Source organism: Orbaceae bacterium lpD01 (assembly GCA_036251705.1).
In the GTDB taxonomy this organism is placed as follows: Bacteria; Pseudomonadota; Gammaproteobacteria; order Enterobacterales; family Orbaceae; genus Utexia; species Utexia brackfieldae.
In genome coordinates, this window is sequence record CP133959.1 from 1,792,198 (window position 1) to 1,812,584 (window position 20,387).

General features: G+C 35.2%; 20 protein-coding genes and 1 tRNA gene. 4 read left to right on the plus strand and 17 right to left on the minus strand.

Annotated features, from left to right (window positions below; all coding sequences use genetic code 11):
• Positions 1–390: 390 nt before the first annotated feature.
• On the minus strand, positions 391–795 hold the full coding sequence (locus RHO15_08010) for a NirD/YgiW/YdeI family stress tolerance protein (GenBank protein ID WVD63419.1): 405 nt from the start codon (positions 793–795) through the stop codon (positions 391–393).
• A 171-nt stretch (positions 796–966) separates the two neighbouring features.
• A complete protein-coding gene (gene rnz, locus RHO15_08015) occupies positions 967–1,884 on the minus strand; it encodes a ribonuclease Z (protein ID WVD63420.1) in 918 nt (305 codons plus the stop codon).
• A 464-nt stretch (positions 1,885–2,348) separates the two neighbouring features.
• On the opposite strand from rnz, the gene RHO15_08020 reads away from it, so the two are divergent.
• Together RHO15_08020 and RHO15_08025 are read left to right on the plus strand one after the other, a co-directional pair.
• Positions 2,349–2,747, plus strand: a complete 399-nt coding sequence (locus RHO15_08020) for a GNAT family N-acetyltransferase (GenBank protein ID WVD63421.1) — start codon at positions 2,349–2,351, stop codon at positions 2,745–2,747.
• 129 nt (positions 2,748–2,876) lie between these two features.
• Positions 2,877–3,149: a GrxA family glutaredoxin gene (locus RHO15_08025; GenBank protein ID WVD63422.1), complete on the plus strand. Its 273-nt coding sequence runs from the start codon at positions 2,877–2,879 to the stop codon at positions 3,147–3,149.
• Between the two features lie 73 nt (positions 3,150–3,222).
• Here RHO15_08025 and tsaB read toward each other — a convergent pair whose 3' ends face one another.
• From tsaB to uraH, 9 genes are all read right to left on the minus strand, one after another.
• Positions 3,223–3,912, minus strand: a complete 690-nt coding sequence (gene tsaB / locus RHO15_08030) for a tRNA (adenosine(37)-N6)-threonylcarbamoyltransferase complex dimerization subunit type 1 TsaB (protein ID WVD63423.1) — start codon at positions 3,910–3,912, stop codon at positions 3,223–3,225.
• 48 nt (positions 3,913–3,960) lie between these two features.
• A complete protein-coding gene (locus RHO15_08035) occupies positions 3,961–5,862 on the minus strand; it encodes an ATP-dependent DNA helicase (protein WVD64989.1) in 1,902 nt (633 codons plus the stop codon).
• A 747-nt stretch (positions 5,863–6,609) separates the two neighbouring features.
• Entirely contained in the window at positions 6,610–6,807 is a 198-nt protein-coding gene (locus RHO15_08040; GenBank protein ID WVD63424.1) for a hypothetical protein, read from the minus strand.
• Between the two features lie 362 nt (positions 6,808–7,169).
• Positions 7,170–7,958: a DNA-binding transcriptional regulator YciT gene (locus RHO15_08045; GenBank protein ID WVD63425.1), complete on the minus strand. Its 789-nt coding sequence runs from the start codon at positions 7,956–7,958 to the stop codon at positions 7,170–7,172.
• A 398-nt stretch (positions 7,959–8,356) separates the two neighbouring features.
• On the minus strand, positions 8,357–9,274 hold the full coding sequence (locus RHO15_08050; protein WVD63426.1) for a hypothetical protein: 918 nt from the start codon (positions 9,272–9,274) through the stop codon (positions 8,357–8,359).
• Between the two features lie 1,056 nt (positions 9,275–10,330).
• Complete coding sequence (locus tag RHO15_08055; protein WVD63427.1) at positions 10,331–10,564, minus strand: hypothetical protein; 234 nt, start codon at positions 10,562–10,564, stop codon at positions 10,331–10,333.
• A 595-nt stretch (positions 10,565–11,159) separates the two neighbouring features.
• Entirely contained in the window at positions 11,160–11,330 is a 171-nt protein-coding gene (locus tag RHO15_08060) for a hypothetical protein (GenBank protein ID WVD63428.1), read from the minus strand.
• Positions 11,331–11,529: 199 nt separating this feature from the next.
• Positions 11,530–11,606 (minus strand) — tRNA-Pro (locus RHO15_08065).
• 207 nt (positions 11,607–11,813) lie between these two features.
• Positions 11,814–12,227 carry a hydroxyisourate hydrolase gene (gene uraH, locus RHO15_08070; GenBank protein ID WVD63429.1) on the minus strand — a complete coding sequence of 138 codons (414 nt, stop codon included), beginning with the start codon at positions 12,225–12,227 and terminating at the stop codon, positions 11,814–11,816.
• A 744-nt stretch (positions 12,228–12,971) separates the two neighbouring features.
• Here uraH and RHO15_08075 point away from each other — a divergent pair.
• The gene (locus RHO15_08075) at positions 12,972–13,568 is read left to right on the plus strand and encodes a DapH/DapD/GlmU-related protein (protein ID WVD63430.1); all 597 of its coding nucleotides are present in this window, start codon (positions 12,972–12,974) and stop codon (positions 13,566–13,568) included.
• Positions 13,569–13,872: 304 nt separating this feature from the next.
• Positions 13,873–14,529 carry a hypothetical protein gene (locus tag RHO15_08080; protein ID WVD63431.1) on the plus strand — a complete coding sequence of 219 codons (657 nt, stop codon included), beginning with the start codon at positions 13,873–13,875 and terminating at the stop codon, positions 14,527–14,529.
• 468 nt (positions 14,530–14,997) lie between these two features.
• Here the strand turns inward: RHO15_08080 and RHO15_08085 are convergent, their stop codons facing one another.
• From RHO15_08085 to lapB, 6 genes are all read right to left on the minus strand, one after another.
• Positions 14,998–16,263: a sigma 54-interacting transcriptional regulator gene (locus tag RHO15_08085; protein ID WVD63432.1), complete on the minus strand. Its 1,266-nt coding sequence runs from the start codon at positions 16,261–16,263 to the stop codon at positions 14,998–15,000.
• A gap of 14 nt (positions 16,264–16,277) precedes the next feature.
• A complete protein-coding gene (gene nagZ, locus RHO15_08090; protein WVD63433.1) occupies positions 16,278–17,291 on the minus strand; it encodes a beta-N-acetylhexosaminidase in 1,014 nt (337 codons plus the stop codon).
• A gap of 100 nt (positions 17,292–17,391) precedes the next feature.
• On the minus strand, positions 17,392–17,991 hold the full coding sequence (locus RHO15_08095) for a hypothetical protein (GenBank protein ID WVD63434.1): 600 nt from the start codon (positions 17,989–17,991) through the stop codon (positions 17,392–17,394).
• A gap of 26 nt (positions 17,992–18,017) precedes the next feature.
• On the minus strand, positions 18,018–18,365 hold the full coding sequence (locus tag RHO15_08100; GenBank protein WVD63435.1) for an HIT domain-containing protein: 348 nt from the start codon (positions 18,363–18,365) through the stop codon (positions 18,018–18,020).
• A 16-nt stretch (positions 18,366–18,381) separates the two neighbouring features.
• Positions 18,382–19,152 (minus strand): YchF/TatD family DNA exonuclease, encoded by a 771-nt coding sequence (locus tag RHO15_08105; protein ID WVD63436.1) that lies wholly within the window; start codon positions 19,150–19,152, stop codon positions 18,382–18,384.
• A gap of 56 nt (positions 19,153–19,208) precedes the next feature.
• Positions 19,209–20,378, minus strand: coding sequence for a lipopolysaccharide assembly protein LapB (gene lapB / locus RHO15_08110; protein ID WVD63437.1), 1,170 nt, complete (start codon positions 20,376–20,378; stop codon positions 19,209–19,211).
• Positions 20,379–20,387 lie beyond the last annotated feature (9 nt).

A 20,387-nucleotide genomic window follows, 5' to 3' on the forward strand; every position in this document is an offset into this window, starting at 1 on the left:
TAAATTGTTATTTTCCTGTAAATAAATAATTTAGTGCTGTATTAAAAATACCCGTTTTTTCATAAAGTGCAAACTTTTTTTTAAATTTTTTTATCGGCACGATTTTATACTTGTCCGAAGGCCTTAACACTCAGTTAAAAATAGCCATCAAAATAGCGCTTTTTGAGCTGTTCTGGCGATGCTTATAGTCATATTCACTGTACATCATATAACTCGTCTATTTTCTGCTTTTATCACCAATACACTGTAAACTATCACCAGCAGTCAATGCCGCTATCAACAAATATGAACAAGATTGGCAAAAAAAATTCGGTCAGTTAACCTTGATACAACCAAATGACTAAAAAAGAAAAGGGCCAAAGGCCCTTTCTTCATTATCAGCAAAATCACTTATTTTTCTTTAGCAATTCGTTTAACATCAACAATCACTGAATCTGCTTTCTTTTCAACTTTACCGTAGATTTCAACTTTCTCTTCAGGATTCATGCTTAAAGAGCCCCAATTATGGCGATCGATATTCACAGTAAGCGTACCGGTATCATCTTTGAACTGATATTTATTTTCACTTTCAGACTTAATAATATAACCGCTTAATTTCACTCTGGTATCTTTTGCTAGTTTTTGTACGCCTTCAGCGGTAGTTGCTGTAATAGCTTGGTGATTGCCGCATTTATGGTTTTTTGCTGTACAAGTAGTATGTTCAGTTTTAGTCCCTTCTTTATCTTGGGTATTGGCTAATGCTGCACCTGAGATAAAAAGACTCAATGCTGTGGCTAAAATTACCGTTTTTTTCATTTTATATCTCCTTTAAAATCGATTATTAAGAACAACCATCAATAACTCGCTACATCTGCTATCTATTTAATAGATCAAATATTAAAAAAATATTAATAAATTCATTTTAGCCATAAAATTATTTTTAGTTTTTAGTTAGCCGTAAACATGAGATCACTGACCATATCGGTATCAATTTACTGGGAAAATCGCCAAATCTTTAGCAATATCGGTATGAGCAAAAACAGCTTGAGCCTCTTTTAATAATTTTCGACTTTGCCATAAAGGATAACGCGGACTAATATGGGTTAAAATAAGATGATTAACTTGACTTTTTTGGGCTATTTCAGCCGCTTGTACAGTCGTTGAATGTCCACGCATATTGGCCTTTTCAACTAAATCGGCACCCTGTGTTGCTTCATGAACTAACACATCTGCATCTCTGGCTAATGCAATTGTCGCATCACAAGGTAATGTATCCCCCAAAATAGTCACAATTTTGCCTTTAATTGGCGGCTCAAGATAGTCTTTGGCATTGATGAGACGTTTATCGGCAAGCTCAATAACATCACCATTTTTGACTAATGGATAGTACGCTACAGGTATATTATCGGCTTGCAGCTTCGGTATATTTAAACGCATCGTCTCATCTTTCTGCATAATCCGATAACCGTAACAAACAATTCGATGTTCAAGTTTACGAGCCACAACCTTAAATGTTGCATCTTCAAATACCACGCCCTCATCCTCTAATTCAATAATTTCAAGTGGGTAACTGAGTATCGAATCACTCACTTCAGTAACGGTTTCAACAAAACGTTTAATACCTTTAGGGCCAATTAGCTTGACTGGTGACATATTCATCATTAACGAGCGGCTGGTTAAAATACCTGGTAAACCAAATAGATGGTCACCATGTAAATGCGTAATAAAGATTATCTCCAATTTCGCTAATCTTAAGTCTGTTTTCATTAACTGATGTTGAGTTGCCTCACCGCAATCAAATAACCAGATGGTTTTTCTCTCCGGCATTAAGTTCAATACAATACTGGTCACATTACGATCTGAGGTAGGTTTACCGGCACTGGTGCCTAAAAAGACTAACTCCATAAGTTAATACTCCTTAACTCGATAAATAACAGTTGCTGAATAAATGGAAAACATCAATAATCAACGCTGTTTTGACGATAATAATAACAGATTATGATCATCGTATAACAAATCAGCAATGAATGTTGTAAAAAATATCGACACATATAAGAATAGTGCTAGATTCCGCCACTAATACTAGATTTACGGCCAATAATCAATCAATGGAGTCACTAGCAATGCCACTCAGACACTTCAATAACATGGATAAGCCTATCCTGTTAAGTATTGTAAATATGCAACTACGTGATAAATTTCGCTCGTTGGATGATCTGGTTCGTTACTATGATATTGATAAACAATTATTATGTAATCAGCTGGCCGAACATCACTTTTTTATAATAGTGAAAAGAGTCAATTTAAATTGATTGACTAAATGTAAAACAATGTTTGTTAACATCATCAAATCAAACGATCGACGCATAATGACATCCTGTGCTGATATTTGGCTAGCAGCATCACTGATCGCACATGATTTTATTCCTGCGCATTTTTGGCATCAACAATACGCTAATCTGTGTGAGAAGTACTTATCACAATCGGATATTTATCTGGCTACATATAACGAGCAAATCGTTGGTTTTGCCGCAACAACCAATCCAAATACCATTGCCGCACTTTTTGTTCATCCCAGTTATTGGCACTCAGGCGTTGGACAAGCACTATTGAGTGATGTATTAAAGCAGAAACCACGGTTACAATTAACTGTTTATGCAAAAAATCGTCAGGCTATAAATTTTTATTTAAAACAAGGATTTAATAAATTAACCGAACAAATTTGTCCTTATACCGATGAAACCGAATGGATCATGACGACAGCTTAAAAGTATGATCTCGGTCACAGGAACAAAATCTATAGAAAATATCAATTAAAATAAATATAATTAACAGCTTTTCTTTCTTGGAAAGATAAGTATAGTAACAATTAGTTTTATAACCAATAGAGGTGTTTAATGTACGCTGTTATTTTTGGACGTCCAGGATGTCCTTACTGTGTAAGAGCAAAAGAATTAGCTGAAAAATTGTCTCAAGATCGTGATGATTTTTCATATCGATATGTTGATATTCAAGCAGAAGGTATCACTAAAGAAGACTTATCAAAAAGCGTCGGCAAACCAGTAGAAACTGTGCCACAAATTTTCATTGATGAGAAACCAATTGGTGGATGCACTGATTTTGAAGCTTATGCAAAAGAACATTTAGGCCTTTTTCAACAGCAAGATTAATGCTTTCTCTTAGCAATAAAAAGGAACCGATGTTCCTTTTTATTGATGTATTGACCGATTACCTGCCGGGTGATTACCTGCCGGGTAACTTTTTCCAGGTTACTTCATTTCTCAAGTAGGTTGGTTCAACCTCGGCAATAGGGGTAATCTCGCCATTATGCCACATTCTTTTCGCCAGTGGTAACATATCTTGTGCATGTGGCAGTAACAGACCACTATCAGATAAATCTGGCAACATATCGGGATAGGTTTGCCAGCCAGTCCCCGCAAAAAATGTTTGTCGAGAACCCGAAAAAGGTTTAATCGCCGAGGCAACCTGTTCAGGTTTTATCACTTTCTCTTGTAGACAAACCCAATCATCGTCAGCCATGAGTTCATATTGCCCTAAATAGACCTCATTCATTCTGGCATCGATGGCGGCAACCACATTTTTAGCTCGCGTTAAACGATAAGCGCCTTGTGCTAAAGTGGCTAATGTCGAAACCGCTAATAGTGGTTTATCTGCACCCAGAGCAAGACCTTGAGCGATACCAATGCCGATTCTCACGCCCGTAAAACTGCCCGGACCACAACCAAATGCAATCGCATCAAGCTCGGTTAACTGGCACTGAGCCGTCGCTAAAATCTGATCCACCATCGGTAGTATGCGCTTAGTATGTTCTCTTTGCGAAACGATAAATTCCGCCGTGATTTGCGTACCTTTCAGTAATGCAACTGAACACGCCTCCGTTGACGTATCCAACGCTAAAATTGTTAATGCCATAACGACCTCATGAATCTAAAACAACACGACTTAATAAAATGGTACCCATTATTTTTTCATTTGAAGAAAATCAATCACCTTATGCATATCTCGAGTACGGGGCGATGGAGGCAAACTATTAATAAATGTTGCACCATAAGGCCTCATCACTAAACGATTATCACAAATAATAATTACACCGCGATCATGATGATCGCGAATCAGGCGCCCTACTCCCTGCTTTAAGGTTATAACCGCCTCAGGAATCTGCACTTGAGTAAATGGATCTTCACCACGTAAAATACAGTCTTCCATACGCGCCTTCATTAAAGGCTCATCTGGCGAACTGAAAGGTAATTTATCAATAATAACACAGGATAACGCATCGCCACGTACATCAATACCTTCCCAGAAACTACTTGTTGCAACCAGTATCGCATTGCCTTTTTCAATAAACTGCTCAAGTAATTTCGTTTTACTGGTTTCACCTTGAACTAATACAGGTAAAAGTGAGCTCTGCTTAAACTCTTGTGCCAGGCTATTCATCATCGCATAAGAGGTACATAAACAAAAACAGCGCCCCTGATTTGCCTCAATCACCGGCAGTAAGATCTCGGCTAATTTAGCGGCACTATTTTTTTCATTTGGTGACGGAATATAGCGAGGCACGCATAGTAAGGTCTGATTTTCATAATCAAACGGACTGACTAATAACAGCGGCTGAGCTTTATCCAATCCAAGTCTGTCAGTAAAATAATCGAGATTTTGATCAACCGATAAGGTGGCAGAGGTGAAGATCCAACTACTTTTGCGCTCCGTTAACAACTCACTAAACTTGTCGCTGACTGATAATGGCGTCAAGGCTAAGGTAAAATGGTAACTGCTACACTCATACCAATAGCTAAATCCCGCTTCATTAACTTGTAACAGACGTTTGAGCAAAATATCATACTCATTAATCCTTTCCAAACAATTATCCAGTACGGCACTTCGCCCTAACGCAAGTTGTAATACCTCATGACAAAAAGCCAGAGCATCAAATATTAACGCTAAACTGGTTTTGACTTTATCCCGCTGCACTAAATCACGCAAATTACCTTTGAAGCCACTTTCACCAATGGCTAACCGCAAATCCTGAATGCTTTTGGTTAACTTATCTGCACACTTTTGTAGCTGTGACATATCTTTAACTTCAGTGCGATAACAGAGCATAATCTCTTTGGCTAAATCAAATAGCTGTCGACTGGAGAGCTGCATGCCAAAATATTGACAAGCTAAATCGGGGATCTGATGGGCTTCATCAAAAATCATCACATCGGCTTGTGGGATCAACTCGCCAAAACCGGTCTCTTTTACCACTACATCGGCTAAAAAGAGATGATGATTAACCACCACAATGTCAGCATTCATCGCGCGACGGCGGGCTTTAACTACATAGCAATCCTCATAATTCGCACATTCACTGCCCAAACAGTTATCATTGGTACTGGTTAAAATTGACCAAATTGGGCTATCTTCATTTACCGTACTACACTTACTGATATCACCATCAGTCGTTTTCAACGACCAGCATTTTGTTTTCGATAAATCTTCACGCAAAGCAGGACTGAGTTCGCCAGCTGCAGCATACTGATGAGAAAGTCGCTCTAAACATAAATAGTTACTGCGCCCTTTTAACAAGGCTATTTTTCCAGTATAGTCTAGTGCTTTTTTAATTAAAGGCAAATCTTTGGTATAAAGCTGATCTTGTAAATTTTTGGAACCTGTCGAAATGATGACTTTTTTATCACTACGAAGTGCCGGCACTAGATAAGCAAAGGTTTTACCCGTACCGGTACCGGCCTCTACAACCAATTGTTGTTTATGTTCAATGGCTTGGGTTACAGCCCGAGCCATCATCTGTTGTGGCTCACGCGCCTTAAACCCCTTTATCGCCTTAGCAAGGAGACCATCTGGCGCAAAATCATCCATCACAATAATAAAAACTCATCTTTTAATCATCTCAATAGGTCCAAGTATTCTATCAGAATATTGTGTTGAAGATGAGGAGAAAATGGCATCAGCCTATCAATCATTAATTAAGCCCTATATACCGAGATAAAAGTTTTTATTTGTGTAGAAAAAATTAAGTATAAAGAGCGCACGCAATCTTTTCTACACAGCGACAGTATTATTTTTTATAGATAAAACTGATATAAAATCGATACAACGCGTATTTATTATTGATATTAATCGATATCAAACCTTATTTAACATAGACGAACACTTTCAATTTGTCTATTTACACAAGCCACTTTAACATTCAGGATATTTAACCATAATGTTTATTAACAAAATAAGTAACATAATGAATTCAATTGATTCATTTATTCGGTCGTCGCTCATTGATTCTGTTGCTCTTTAGCTTATGCAATTGCATCCATTTTCCTGAAAAATGGATAGTAACCCACAACTGAAATACAGAGAATAATGACTTGAATCAATGCCCCTTGCCAGCCAGCTACCAGGAATCCAGAAAGAATACCCGGACAACATAACACCAGTGAATGGTGCCATAAAGCCAATTGAGATAGAACTAGAAACTAAGATACTACTGAGTATCGGAACCAAAATAAATGGAATAAACATAATGGGATTAAGCACAATACCAAAACCAAAGGTAATCGGTTCATTAATATTAAAGATTATCGGAAATATGGTTGCTTTCCCTAAAAATTGTTACGTGACAATATGTCCACCATCAGCAAGATCTAAATAACCATTTTGGGCAAGTAATCGGCTATTATCAATTGTATTCGCGGTTAAAACTGATGCTACAATACCATTCACAATCGATTGTCCGTGAATACCAAACCACCATAAGAAAGAGATAACAAATAAAAAATAAGCGAATTCATAAAAAAATAAAAAACGCATATAATTATAAAATCAATTAAAATCAATTAAAATCAATTAAAATCAAAATATTAGTTATTAAGTTGAATTAATTGAATTGAAATATTTGAGCAAAATTTTCCATTCAATAATTTCTTATGGAAAAATAGATATATTTTTTAATTGTTGTCAAAAATAGAGGCATGATCTGAAATTTGAATAATAAATTAATCGTTGTTACTTCAATAAAATGAATAAAATAGATTATTCGCTTATTCATTTCCTCGATACCCGCTAGTAGAGATCGATATTTCAAACACTGTATCAGATTAATTTATCGAGGCCTCAGGCCTCGTATTGAAGTTAAGAATTGAGGATATTTATTTGTAAGGAAATTTTAGAAATCATAGCTTATAAATATTAACAGATTCATTTTTTAAGGCGGCTTCGAATTTCTGATCAAGATTATTATCAGTAATAATATGCTTTATCTTATTTGCTGAAATAGTATAAGGAAAAATTGAGCCAAATTTAGAGGAATCGGTAATAACATAATTTTGTACTCCCTTATCAAGGACACTATTGATCACTTCCGCACGCATCATATCACGCCCCGTAAAACCAACATCAGGATGATAACCATCAACACCTAAGAAAGCCTTATTAAAATGAGTATGATTGACACACATTCTCGTCAAAGGGCCAACAACACTTTCGCTTTTCGCTTGCAGTAATCCGCCGAATAAAATGACATCAAATTTAGCCTCTTTTAATAATTCAGCTATATAGGTACACACTGTAATTACAATAATTTCACCGTCAAAGTTCAGTAACTCTCTGGCTAATAAAGCATTAGTACTCCCACCTTCGATAAAAATAGAATCGCCATCATCAATAAATTTTAAGGCATATTTAGCTAATTGTTGTTTTAATGAAAAATTAAGTTGAATACGATCGCTCATGACATCACGATCAAGGATCTCAGCAAAACCATGGGTTCGTTTGACATAATTTTGCGCTTGCAGATAAGATAAATCGTGACGAATAGTCACCACTGAAACATCGGTGAGCTGAGATAATTCATTAACGCTCACTTTTTGCCGATGATTAATTAATTCTAAAATTTTTTGATGTCTTTTATGCATGTTAATATCATTATTTTTATCATTTCCGCTTACCATAACATCATACACAAATTTCGAAAAAAGTTAAAACTTACCATTTACGAAAGATAGATTTGATTATTTCCAACACAAATTGATAACGGGCAACATGCCAGACATTCTCAATATTAATCAGTATTCAGCTTTATGCTTAGTGATTATACTTTTTCTTACGCACCAAGTAATACGCCATTAGCTGACGCAGAGACTCTTACAGAAGAATATCGTTCTAGTAATATGCTCAGCAACTTATTCAAATAAACATGACAATGGCAAATCTGATAGGATTCAGTTATCTTCTCTGACACTGCAAAAAAACAATATAACACGACCAGAAAAACTAGCTATTAGGCTTTATAACAATCATACTAATTTATCAGTATCGATAAATTAGTATGATTTAATAAGTAATTGTTTTATTTAAAAAATTAGTTAACTTCAACTTTATTATCGTAGTCAGCAGAAAAATCTTTTTTTATCTTAAAATCTATTCTGGGATGCTTTTTAGCTAAAACGCATTTAATTAATTTAAACAAGCTTGGTAAACGGCACTTACTTTTCTTTTTATATTTAAAACAAAAAAGTAAATTTTTAAATACACTTTTTTTATTTTTCTTATATATGCGATTAATTATATACATATAACCCATTTCAATTTTAGTTGTTTCTGACATTTCAGCATAACTTAATCGATTTGATTCTGAGTGCAGAATACGACCAACACAGTAGCCTGAAACGTTATCAATATTTTTAAAACGGAAAAAGAGTTCGGTATCAGAAAAATAAAAAGCAAAATTTTCATCAAAAACAAGCCCATATTTTTCAATCATTTTTAAAATTAATTTTTTTGAAAGAGATAATCCCGAACCAATAGTGATATATTTTTTTGCATCAAATTCGAATTGAGTAAATACAATCCCAGAAGAATATTCAAATGGATAATGTTGAGCGTTTTGATTGTTGATATCATATATTTTAGGGCATATTAGATCATATGAAGAGTGTAAGAGTAGGTTGGTTAAAAAATCATGTTCTAAACACGAGTCTTGATCCAAAATAGTGAAAAAGTCGTCGTCATCAGCCTTTGACAGACAAAAATTATAAATATGACAAAGAGGCACATTTCTGATGTCCTGATAAATTTCAAACTGAATGTTCTTCTCGTTACAAATATTTTCAAATGAACGTAAATCACTATTTTCAATAAGCGCCGGACCATTATTCCAAATGATTATTTTTTGCCTGATACCCTGATTGTCTAAATTTAATAGCGATCGGACCGTTTGCGACTGCATTATTTTAGATTTATAAAGCACGACTAATGCAGTATTATTGAATTTTTTCATATATCACTCTTTATTCATAATAATTTAATCAATAAACCCCTCAATTTAATATGTATAAGAGTAAATCATAATAAAATAATCAGTCATTACATTGATTTACTCGTAAAACCTATTAAAGGCTATATCATAACACTAAAAGCGATAAATAATGCAGCGCCAGTGACAATACCGTCCAAATCATCATCAAAATAGTGAGTCAGAACGATACAAGTTATTCTTTATTGCTGTATCCTATCGTTTTTTAGATAAGTGGTTGTGTTTACTATTCTAATTAGTCCGACAATAAGTAAAATCAGCCGTTAGACATAGTAATTTCACTGTGGCAAACAATCAGTAATCAACTTATTCACTCATAAAACTCTTTTAGCCTGTTTAAAACATGATGACTTCAAAAAAATTGAAGAAATTCATTGCCTTTACCCTATGACATATCAGAACTTTGTCAATAAAAGTGCTATAACCGATATGAAGTTGGCACAATATAAGAAAAATCTAATAAATATAAAAAATTATTTATATCGTCTTGTCTGGTACTTATAATCACTTTTATTTTATTATTGTTCAAATAATCACTAATCGAATGTCGAGTTACAGCATGATGATTCGTATAACTAACTGTGATTGTGTAAAATATAGATCAAAGGAATTTAAGGATAAAAAATCGACTTCATCGGTGAATATAAATTCTTAAAACTAGTATCAGTTTTATGCATATGGGACATACTGAGGATCATTTGGATCAACTTCTGTAAAATAAGAAGATTTTAATGCGCTTATTACGGCTAAATAATGCGGTTTATTCTGCATTGGTTTATCGACAATTTTAGTGTTCATGAAGAGTCCAGAGAATTGAAATTTTCGATACACTTCTGTCGTATTAGGTAATTGAAAATTTTCACCATCCTGACTAGATATATATGTCTGAAATGCTGCTGATTAATGTGTATTCTTGGTTAATATAGCTCATCAAGAATAAAACACCGAAATAAGTAGCAATTGTTCCATCAGGGTTTACAGAAACTTAAAATTTAGAATTTTCAATAATCATTTTTCTGTTTACTGTAATTGAACTTTAACAAAACAAATTTCCCCAGTTTCGCTATGTTGTGTCTTGATATAAATATCTGTTCCTATGCTGGCATTGTCCGTATTGTAACCAGAAGAATTTATATCGACATCAATATCACATTGAGTTCCGCCAAGTTGGATATTTTCACCAGCATAAAGCTCGTCAAACACAAAAGAAGAAAAGATTGCTACGATATATTTGGGTGCTGGGCTAATTATCATTTTGTATTCCTCATCTATTAGTATAATTGAATTAATACGCTCATTGTGTAATTTTAAATCAAATTACTGTTTAAATATACATGTGTTTTATATCTTGAGAAACTTAACATAAGGCAAGCATATTAATAATTTATTTTTACTTGATGATAGATATCACTATTTATATTGATACATAAACTCAGTGTGATTCTTCCGTATTACCTCAGCACAATCATATTGTTGCCAGACCACAAATCATATGAAGAGTAAACAAAAGAAATTTAGACACAAAAAAATCGCAATTAAGCGACTTATGATTATTTTTTGTTATTTACTAATTTTAAATAAAAATATATTTTCTAATAATAACTTAGCATCATCACGATTACATCGGCCATAACCAGACTCAATTACTTGCTGATTTTTTTCCTTCTTATCAGAGTATCTCGACTTTTCAATCCAATCTAACTGGTAGTTATTTTCTAGTGCAATCTTTTGAACAGTGTTCCACCTTCGGTTCTTGTTGCTGTTAAAATAATATGGCAGCCCTTGCCTATTAACCACTCAAGATCACCCTTTAGACCTTTGCCAGTATCGCCACGAGTTGATACTCCAACTAAGACACCATCAATATTAAAAACGACAAGTTCTTCCTTCCTATATTTTGATTAGAGTCAATTTCCTGATCTATTTTTCTTAGCTCATTAATTAATAACTTAAGCGTTGTCGTTTTCCCGCTGTTGTACACAGCGCGTAAGGCAATAATATATTTCTTTAATTGTTTCATTTTGTACACCTCATTTTAAGAGGTTAAATTATATACCAAATGACACTTTGACAGGTAAATTCAGTTTGATTTTTGTGAACGCTCTCTTAGCAATAACATTATTGTCAGCCGCCAATGATTACTTTGCGGTTGTTGATTACCTTGAGAAACTACAACATCAGTTAAACAACTTAATAAATTGAATATTTTAAAATTGAATTGGTCGGCACGGCGGGAATTGAACCCACGACCCCTGACACCCCATGACAGTGCGCTACCAAGCTGCGCTACGTGCCGACTTTATGTATTATAGTAACGATTATTAAATTATTTTGCAATAAGTCAAAAATCATTTATTAGTTGTCATACGAAGAGTTACTTGCATTCAATCAAAGCTTGTACTCTTTTTTAACACAAGCAACCCTTTTTTTATAAAACCAGCCCCATATCCAGCTAGCAAAATAGCCAACCAAAATAGGTAACTTTAAATCTCATTGAAAATAACTAATTTCCACGATAAGTAGAATATCCATAAGGACTTAATAACAGTGGAATATGATAATGATCTAAACCACCATCAGTACTGAATATCACCGGAATCTCAGGGAAAAAGGTTTTAACATTATGCGCTTTAAACCATTTTCCAGTTTCAAAGGTGACTTTATAGGTCGCATCTTTTATTAAGGCCTTGCCATCAGGATATAAACCAGTGATCCGGCCTTGTTCATTGGTAATAGCAGTATTTAAAACCTGCCAATTATCACCGACTTTTTGTTCAAGTTTAACCTCAACCCCTGAAGAAGGTAAACCATTTTCCAAGTTAAGCACATGAACACTGAGTGGATTACTTTCGGCATTGGCAAAAAATGTTAAACTACTAATTAATAAACCGATAACCAACAATGCTGCTTTTTGCATATAAAACCTCCTGAAATTTATATTTCGATGAAATAGATATTGTTTACATATAAACACTATATAAACGTCTTCATATTGTACTAAAAACAGCCAACAATAAAGCGTTATTTATACTATCGACATTATTCATTCCTCAAATGTTCCTTTTGTTGCTTGTAATGCAACTCTAATTTCTTCATTCATTTCAGCTTGCATAATTGCTACTTGCAAAGCAATAAACGCTTTTCTCAAAACAGTTACCATCATTTTTCTAGCATTATCAATATTCCATCACAAATCCAGTCTCTGTGATATTTGAATCTGAAATTAAACCGGCGATATTCGCCATTGGTCGAAAATAAGCGAGGCTTTTAAATCTCCAAAACAGGGTTTCTCCATATATTTCTATATCATCTTTTGATAAAACCTGAATAGATTTTATTGTTAATAGATCAATTCGTTCGCCACTAAGATCAAATAAAGCCGACTTATATCAATTTATTTGCGAAAACTTAAAATTTACCACATAAATGCGAACTTGTGATATAAAAAACAGTCCAATTCTTCATAAACACAAATTTTCTAAAACAAATAGAATCGTTAAACAATGAGGCTTAATTAAGAAATTATTTTCACCTCAACATTAAGTTCAGATAAATAACCAAAAGCTAATAAAACTATCAATAAAATATGACTAGAGCATAATCACTTCCGTCATATTATCTATATGTGTTATTTTAACTAAAAAACTCATCATGGAATCACATGAAATATATTCATATCATCATTTTCTTAATGACAACAGATTTAACTAAACTAAAAGAATATTGGCAAGCAGATCTAATGAAAGATAAACCTTTCAGTTGGTTGAGGCTATTTAGACGTTATATAAAAGGTTATATGATTAGGTTCAAATATTTAATTTTATGGCGATTAGCTAACGAAATGTTTTGTTGTGGTAGTAAAAAACAGAAAAAGTGTGCAAAAAAAATAAATCAACATCTAATCGAAAAATATAATATTGAGATAGCATTAGGTGCTCATATTGGTAAACAGCTAAATTTAACCCATTTATCAGGAATTGTCATTTCAAGTTATGTGAACATTGGGGACAATTTTACTATAAAGCAAAACTCTACAATAGGCATTAAAACGCTATTAGAAAGCCATGGAAAATCAAATTCTGAATATCATATCACGATAGGCAAGAATGTGTTTTTAGGCGCTAGCTCTTGTATTATTGGTGATAATTTAAATATCGGGGACAATGTAAAAATAGGTGCTATGTCATATATAGACAAAAATATCTCTGGCAACTGCACGATTATTACTGAAAAGAGCAATAAAATTATTTATGAATAATTATTTTGAATGGAAAAATAAAGCATCAGTATACCGGCTACTTTTATCGTTTCTACCATCTAAAAATTTGACAAGGGGTTTTAAAACTTAGATGGTTATCTGCTGCATATTGAAAATAGACAAGTTGATCAGTCAAATTTTTATAAACTGATCAATCGTAAATTATTGTCCTCATAACAGGTTATAAAGACTGGCAATCAAATATTTTATTCAGACCAACAAAAGGGATCAACTGTTTATAAAAAAGGCTATCATCAGTATAAAAGCAATATATGATTAACGTTTTTTTATTAAAAACCTTATAATGCTTACATTATTAGATACAAAAAACAACAGAATGATAAAAAAAATATTCATCATTGCAAACTCAAAAATAGCGTCAAACTTTAAAATAAATCAGATTAAAGTAGATGATATTGTAATTTTATTTAATTCACCGGAGAGGACAGATATCAAACCAAACATCCTTTTTGTGGCAAATACTATTCATCCAGCAAAAAAATTTTATCGCTCAAGATATTTTCTAGATTTTGTTATAAAAAATAAAAATATTAAATTAATTTTTCCTTACAGTAACGAAACCATAAAAAACATTCCCACACTTGAAAAAACCTATAAATTAATTGACAAAATGAGAGGATGGGAAAGCAATGGCGCACTTAAAATTCTGAAAAAATCAAATGCTATTCATGAATTTATTGAATTAGATCGCTATCAGAAACTGTGTAGCAAATTAAAAATTAATCCTGCAAAATATATACCTAGCACAGGCATCTTAGCTATCGATTATGTTTTAGACAATTTTGACTTAAATGAATATCAAGTGAATATCGTCGGATTTACATTTAATGGTTCAGCGTGTCACAATTTCAAAAATGAAAAAGAATATGTAGATAACTTAATAGAAAGAAATATATTAATATCCCATACAGCCATAGCGACTGACAACCGATTAAATTAGAGAATAGTTTATAATAATATATGATAAAGCATCTAGTCATTATTCCAGCCCCCTTAACCCCTAAGACACTTAACAAGATATTAAGACGATTAGGCTTAATTGAAAATAAAGTTTATCAAACAGATAGGTTATCAGGGAGTTACTCATACAAATATAGCAAGTAAATTTTCTATATTTGCGGTAAAGTAAGAGTATCTATCGATATATCAATTTCATCAATATTACGCTGGTAATAATAGATACATTTTGCTCAGCCATGTGTACGGGATTGGTTTTGTCTGGATTCATCATATAAAACGTGACTAACCGCCGATCCAATATGGCTACTGCATAAGCAATCGTGGTATCAGGACTAATCACTAAACGCGCCTTTTGCATTAACCTAATCGAATCAACTATTGTTGCCGTTTTTTTATACATGATAAATGGATCGGCAGGTAAACTCTTTTTTAAAGATGGCGTAATCTTTTACTTATGAATACCATATTCTCGAAGCTTGTTTGCAACAGCAGTATGCGATAATCCCAGACGTTTTGATAGTTTACGGCTGCTAGGATATTCAACATATAAGCGAGTTAAAATAGTTTTTTCAAACTGTTTTGTCAGTTCATCTAATGTTCTATTTTCAATATTTTCTGGCAAACTTAATAAGCTATGAGATGGCGTATTGATCACGGGTAATGTAATATCTCCAGCAGATAAGATGGGTTTACTCAGCTGTGCCAGTGCTGAGTAAAGGATATTTTTTAATTGCCGCACATTGCCTGGCCAGACATAATTCAATAATAAAGGGATAACATCATCCGCTATAACAGGAACCTTATTCCCCTGTTTATTGGCAAAGGCTGTCACAAAAAAGTTAGTCAGAGGTATAATGTCATCATGTCGTTCACGTAAAGGCGGAATATTGAGCGGTAAAACATTTAAGCGATAATAGAGATCTTCGCGAAATAGGCCTTTTTCAACTAAAGAGTAAAGATTCTCTTTGGTCGCACAGATAATTCTGACATTTACGCTAACTTCATTATCATCACCGACTCGGCGAAAAGTACCATCATTAATAAATCTCAGCAGTTTAGTCTGCATCCGCGGCGACATTTCATCGATACCATCGAGTAATACCGAGCCTCCATTAGCCTGCTCAAAAAAACCTTTTTTTCCATCTATAGCACCAGGATAAGCGCCAGGCGCATGACCATACAATTCACTTTCGACAACTTCATCGGGTAACGCCGCACAATTGAGACCAAGAAAGATTTGATCACCACGTGAACTGTAGTGATGACAGGCTAGTGCTAATAAATCTTTGCCACTACCGGTTTCACCTGAAATTAACAGCGGTTCAAGTTGACGAGAGAAGGCTTTTGCTTGAGCGATAAGCTGTTGCATGGCTTTGCTATTTATCGCAAAACAATCAAATGCTTGTAACGCTGGCGCCCTGCCTTGCGCTAAGCGGCTAGTTAAATAATGAAGTGGTTGTATCAAAAAAATATGACGATCTGCTTCGACAGATATCTGTAAAAAATAGTGCTGACCATTAAGCACAATAATTTGGCTGTCTACATCAGCCAGTTCAATATTATCGGGTAAATTTAATCGTGCTTTATAGTCAAACTGTGTCTGTTTAAGATCATCGACTAATGAAAACAGTGCGATGGCGGCAGGATTAGCAGACAGAAAATAATTCTGTCTGTCGGTTGCAATTATTGCTACAGGTGAAAAATGAGATTCCATTTTGAATAAGGCCCTTAACAAATTGTCATCGTTGTTGCCAACCATTGTTCATTCAAACGTTGCATGCTGTCATGGCAACGCAGCCAATGTGCGGTTTTAATTAAATCATGATAATCGATTCTATTTTGATGAAATAGTAATTTTGGCTTATCGCTATTGAGCGGAGATAAAGCATCTAACGCTTCAATAACGCCCGGACGGTTATTGCAGATAAGCGCGATATCACAACCCGCATTTAATGCCGCCAATGTTCGCTGCGCATAATTTCCCATAAATGCCGCACCTTCCATAGATAGATCGTCAGAAAATATTACACCTGTAAAATTAAGTTTTTGTCTTAACACTGTTTTTAACCAATAAGCCGAACCGCTGGCCGGACGATCATCAAATACGGGATAAATAACATGAGCAGGCATAATCGCGTCGAGTTTATGAAGATCAATTAACTGGCTAAAAATGGCCATATCGGCTTGAATTTCCGTTTTTTGGCGACGATCAAATGGCGTCACCTTATGTGAATCGGTATCTACCGCACCATGACCAGGAAAATGTTTCCCTGTCACCTTCATGCCACCTTCATGTAATCCATCAATCATGGCTGAGGCAAGAGATGTGGCAATGTTGATATCATCATGAAATGATCTATCACCAATTGCCGGACATTGATGACCCAAATCTAAGACTGGTGTAAAACTGATATCGATATCTAGGGAAGTAAGCTCCGAGGCAATTAACCAACCGGCGTCAAAAGCGGAACGCTTTGCCTGTGGCAATGTCTGGAGCTTTGCAAATGCTTTGGCTGGCGGAATAGACGTAAATCCATCACGAAAACGTTGTACCCGTCCACCCTCATGATCAACAGCGAGAAGCAATCTGTCATGACTGGCTTCGCGAATCTGTGTAATTAACTCACGTAATTGTTGAACATTTTCAAAATTTCTGGCAAAGAATATCACTCCGCCCACTGATGGATGCCTTAATATTTCACGATCTTCTGCAGTTAATGTTTTTCCTGCAACATCTAACATGATTGGACCCATAGTTCCTCTTATTTATGCTCATTTATACTTAGTTCAACAGACTGAATAAAATTATAACTGTGATTATCAATTAATGCAGCTCAATCTATCATGATTGTGGATCATCTGATGATTTATCATTCGTGATGCGCCAGATAATTTCGCCGGTTTTAGTCGATAATAGCTCTAAATTGACTTTAGGTTGCGCATCTGAAGATTGATCAATTTGATTCAGTGAGCTAAACAGAACAAAATCAGACCCCAGATAACGACCTAAGGCAATCATTTTGCTACGAGATACCAAAGTGTCATCAGAAGGCAAGCCTAAAGCCTGTTTGCCCAGATTGACTGTAGTTTTATCAATTAATTTATAGCGGCCTTGTACAGTGAGTTGCCCAACAATTGCCGCATTTATTTTTTGATAAGGAATATATTGATCGGTACTGTTCTTAATATCGCTAACTAATAGCGTGTTACTGGCTACTGGTAGCGGAACCAAAAGCAATTGTTTAATTAGCGGAGCAAAAACTCCATTCCAGTCAGTGACTGAGGTAATCTGCGGACGTGCCTCAATCATCGATCCACTGTGATTATCAGGATAATCAACCGATTGGGATTGCCGCTGAGATGAAGTCATATTCCATAACTGACAGCCATTAAGTAACAATGCCGCCACGCCGATGAATATATAAAACAGAGACTTTTTCATCATTAACCTAATTTTATTGATCACTATTAACTAATTAACTTACCGAGCGATTTTCCCCCTAATAAGTGCATATGGATATGGAAAACCTCTTGGCCAGCATCGCGATTGCAGTTGATGATTAAACGATAACCGCGCTCATCAATCTGCTCATTTTTGGCAATCTGAGCAGCAACGACCATCATGTGACCTAGAACATTTTCATCCTCGACCGTCGCATCATTCATCGTTGGGATCAATTTATTGGGAATAATTAAAATATGTGTTGGTGCTTGAGGAGAAATATCCCTAAATGCCGTAACACGTTCATCTTGAAAAACAATATCAGCCGGAATTTCACGACGAATAATTTTACTAAAAATAGTTTCTTGTGACATAGCATATCTCCTCTCACTATGATAATTTTTGCGCAAATAATTGGCAGAAATTGTGTGTTGTCTGCTGTGCAAGTTTCTCAACAGAGATACCTTTCAATGCAGCTAAGTATTCGGCGACTTCTCGCACATAGGCAGGTTGATTCGGCTTTCCACGATAGGGAACGGGTGCTAAATAGGGCGAATCAGTCTCAATAAGTAAAGATTCGATAGGGACATAACGTGCAACCTCACGTAAACTATCGGCATTTTTAAAGGTAATAATGCCTGAAATTGAGATGTAAAAACCGAGATCTAATAATGCCTTTGCCGTGTCCAGATCCTCAGTGAAACAGTGCAAAACACCAGATTCAGCCTGCTCATCTTTCAGCATCGACAAGGTATCTGCTCTCGCTTCTCGGGTATGGACAATGATAGGTTTGTGTAATTTTTTACCTAAACGAATATGATGAGTAAATGCCGCTTGTTGTAATTGTGCATTCTCTTTTTGATAATAGTAGTCTAAGCCCGTTTCACCCAACCCTATCACACATTTATCACTTGCTAAGGTTTCAAATAGATCAACGTCAAATGGTTCATCGTCCAGATTAAGCGGATGTACACCACATGAGAGAAAAACATTAGGATAAGCGACAAGTTGTTTTTTCGCCTTTTGATAACCGGATAAGCTGGTCGCAACCGACAAACAGTACGGTACACTATTTTGCTGGGCCGCTTGCATCACAGTGGCTAAATCAGTTTTACTATAATCTAAACTATCTAAATGGCAGTGGGAATCGACTAAAATCATAAGGTTTTAACTCTTTCTAACTCTATTTTATTTAACTATAATAAAAAATGATTAAATTAAGGGTGTTCAAAATCACGTATTGGCTTGATCGTTGACCAACTGCGACAAGCTGGGCATAGCCAGTAGATTGAATTCACAGTAAAGCCACAGCGCTGACAACGATAATTGGGAATCGCTTTGATCTGCTCACCCACCATATTGCGCAGTAGCAATAAACTCTCTTTTGCTCGCCCCTCTTCCGCATCAGCAACATGATAATCCATTAAACGATAGAAACCTTTTAAATTGGGATGGCGAATTAATTCTCGATAAATATAGTACTGTGCAGCATCTCGACCATTTTCCGATTCAATGACCTCTGCAAGCATAAGCTCAGCGACACTACCTGAATCGGCCTCAACACAACGTTTTAAGAAAACTTTAAATGCGTCTAAATCAGCACTCATCTCATAACACGTTTTCAAAAAAGGCAATACTTCACCAATAAACGCTTTATCCTGCTCCAAAATTTGAGTGAAATGATAAATTGCTTTATCGTAACGCTGCTGCGCCATCCACACTCGCCCATACATCAAAGAGGTTCTGGCACAAGTCTTATCCGAGTAACTTGATTTTTGCAAAAAAATCAGTGCCTTATCAAAATCTTCAGCAGCCATAGCCAAAGAGGCTAATTCACAATAGAACTGGGCAATTTGTTGGTTATATTCAGTGCGACCTAATCGAACCAGTCGGGTTGCCGCCAAAATAGCTTTATGCCATTCGCTGGTCGATTGGTAAATAATCATTAATTGTTGTAAGGCGTTTTGGGCAAACTCATCCTCATCAATTAACTGGTTGAACATCTCCTCGGCACGATCATAAAAACCGGCCACCATATAGTCACGGCCAAGCTGCTGAATAGCTAATAAACGCTGTTCAAAAGTTAAGGAGGCACTCTCCATGAGAGCCTGATGAATACGAATTGCCCTATCTACTTCACCGCGTGAACGAAACAGATTGCCTAAGGTCAAATGTGCTTCTAAAGTACCCGAGTCCTCTTTGAGCATATCTAAAAAAAGATCAACAGCTTTATCTTTCTGATTTGAAAGCAGAAAATTGAGACCATCGACATATTCTCGAGATAATCGATTAGAATTATTTTGATATCGCTGACGCGCATTCCTGCTACCCATATACCAACCATAACCGGCCGCAATAGGGAGTAACAGAAATAACAATTCAAACATAATATTGGC

Bases quoted from the DNA above. Each gene is read 5' to 3' on its own strand.
- RHO15_08010 (WVD63419.1), bottom strand. From the start codon at position 795: ATGAAAAAAACGGTAATTTTAGCCACAGCATTGAGTCTTTTTATCTCA.
- rnz (WVD63420.1), bottom strand. From the start codon at position 1,884: ATGGAGTTAGTCTTTTTAGGCACCAGTGCCGGTAAACCTACCTCAGAT.
- RHO15_08020 (WVD63421.1), top strand. From the start codon at position 2,349: ATGACATCCTGTGCTGATATTTGGCTAGCAGCATCACTGATCGCACAT.
- RHO15_08025 (WVD63422.1), top strand. From the start codon at position 2,877: ATGTACGCTGTTATTTTTGGACGTCCAGGATGTCCTTACTGTGTAAGA.
- tsaB (WVD63423.1), bottom strand. From the start codon at position 3,912: ATGGCATTAACAATTTTAGCGTTGGATACGTCAACGGAGGCGTGTTCA.
- RHO15_08035 (WVD64989.1), bottom strand. From the start codon at position 5,862: ATGGATGATTTTGCGCCAGATGGTCTCCTTGCTAAGGCGATAAAGGGG.
- RHO15_08040 (WVD63424.1), bottom strand. From the start codon at position 6,807: ATGCGTTTTTTATTTTTTTATGAATTCGCTTATTTTTTATTTGTTATC.
- RHO15_08050 (WVD63426.1), bottom strand. From the start codon at position 9,274: ATGAAAAAATTCAATAATACTGCATTAGTCGTGCTTTATAAATCTAAA.
- RHO15_08055 (WVD63427.1), bottom strand. From the start codon at position 10,564: ATGATAATTAGCCCAGCACCCAAATATATCGTAGCAATCTTTTCTTCT.
- RHO15_08060 (WVD63428.1), bottom strand. From the start codon at position 11,330: ATGAAACAATTAAAGAAATATATTATTGCCTTACGCGCTGTGTACAAC.
- uraH (WVD63429.1), bottom strand. From the start codon at position 12,227: ATGCAAAAAGCAGCATTGTTGGTTATCGGTTTATTAATTAGTAGTTTA.
- RHO15_08075 (WVD63430.1), top strand. From the start codon at position 12,972: ATGAAATATATTCATATCATCATTTTCTTAATGACAACAGATTTAACT.
- RHO15_08080 (WVD63431.1), top strand. From the start codon at position 13,873: ATGCTTACATTATTAGATACAAAAAACAACAGAATGATAAAAAAAATA.
- RHO15_08085 (WVD63432.1), bottom strand. From the start codon at position 16,263: ATGGAATCTCATTTTTCACCTGTAGCAATAATTGCAACCGACAGACAG.
- nagZ (WVD63433.1), bottom strand. From the start codon at position 17,291: ATGTTAGATGTTGCAGGAAAAACATTAACTGCAGAAGATCGTGAAATA.
- RHO15_08095 (WVD63434.1), bottom strand. From the start codon at position 17,991: ATGAAAAAGTCTCTGTTTTATATATTCATCGGCGTGGCGGCATTGTTA.
- RHO15_08100 (WVD63435.1), bottom strand. From the start codon at position 18,365: ATGTCACAAGAAACTATTTTTAGTAAAATTATTCGTCGTGAAATTCCG.
- RHO15_08105 (WVD63436.1), bottom strand. From the start codon at position 19,152: ATGATTTTAGTCGATTCCCACTGCCATTTAGATAGTTTAGATTATAGT.
- lapB (WVD63437.1), bottom strand. From the start codon at position 20,378: ATGTTTGAATTGTTATTTCTGTTACTCCCTATTGCGGCCGGTTATGGT.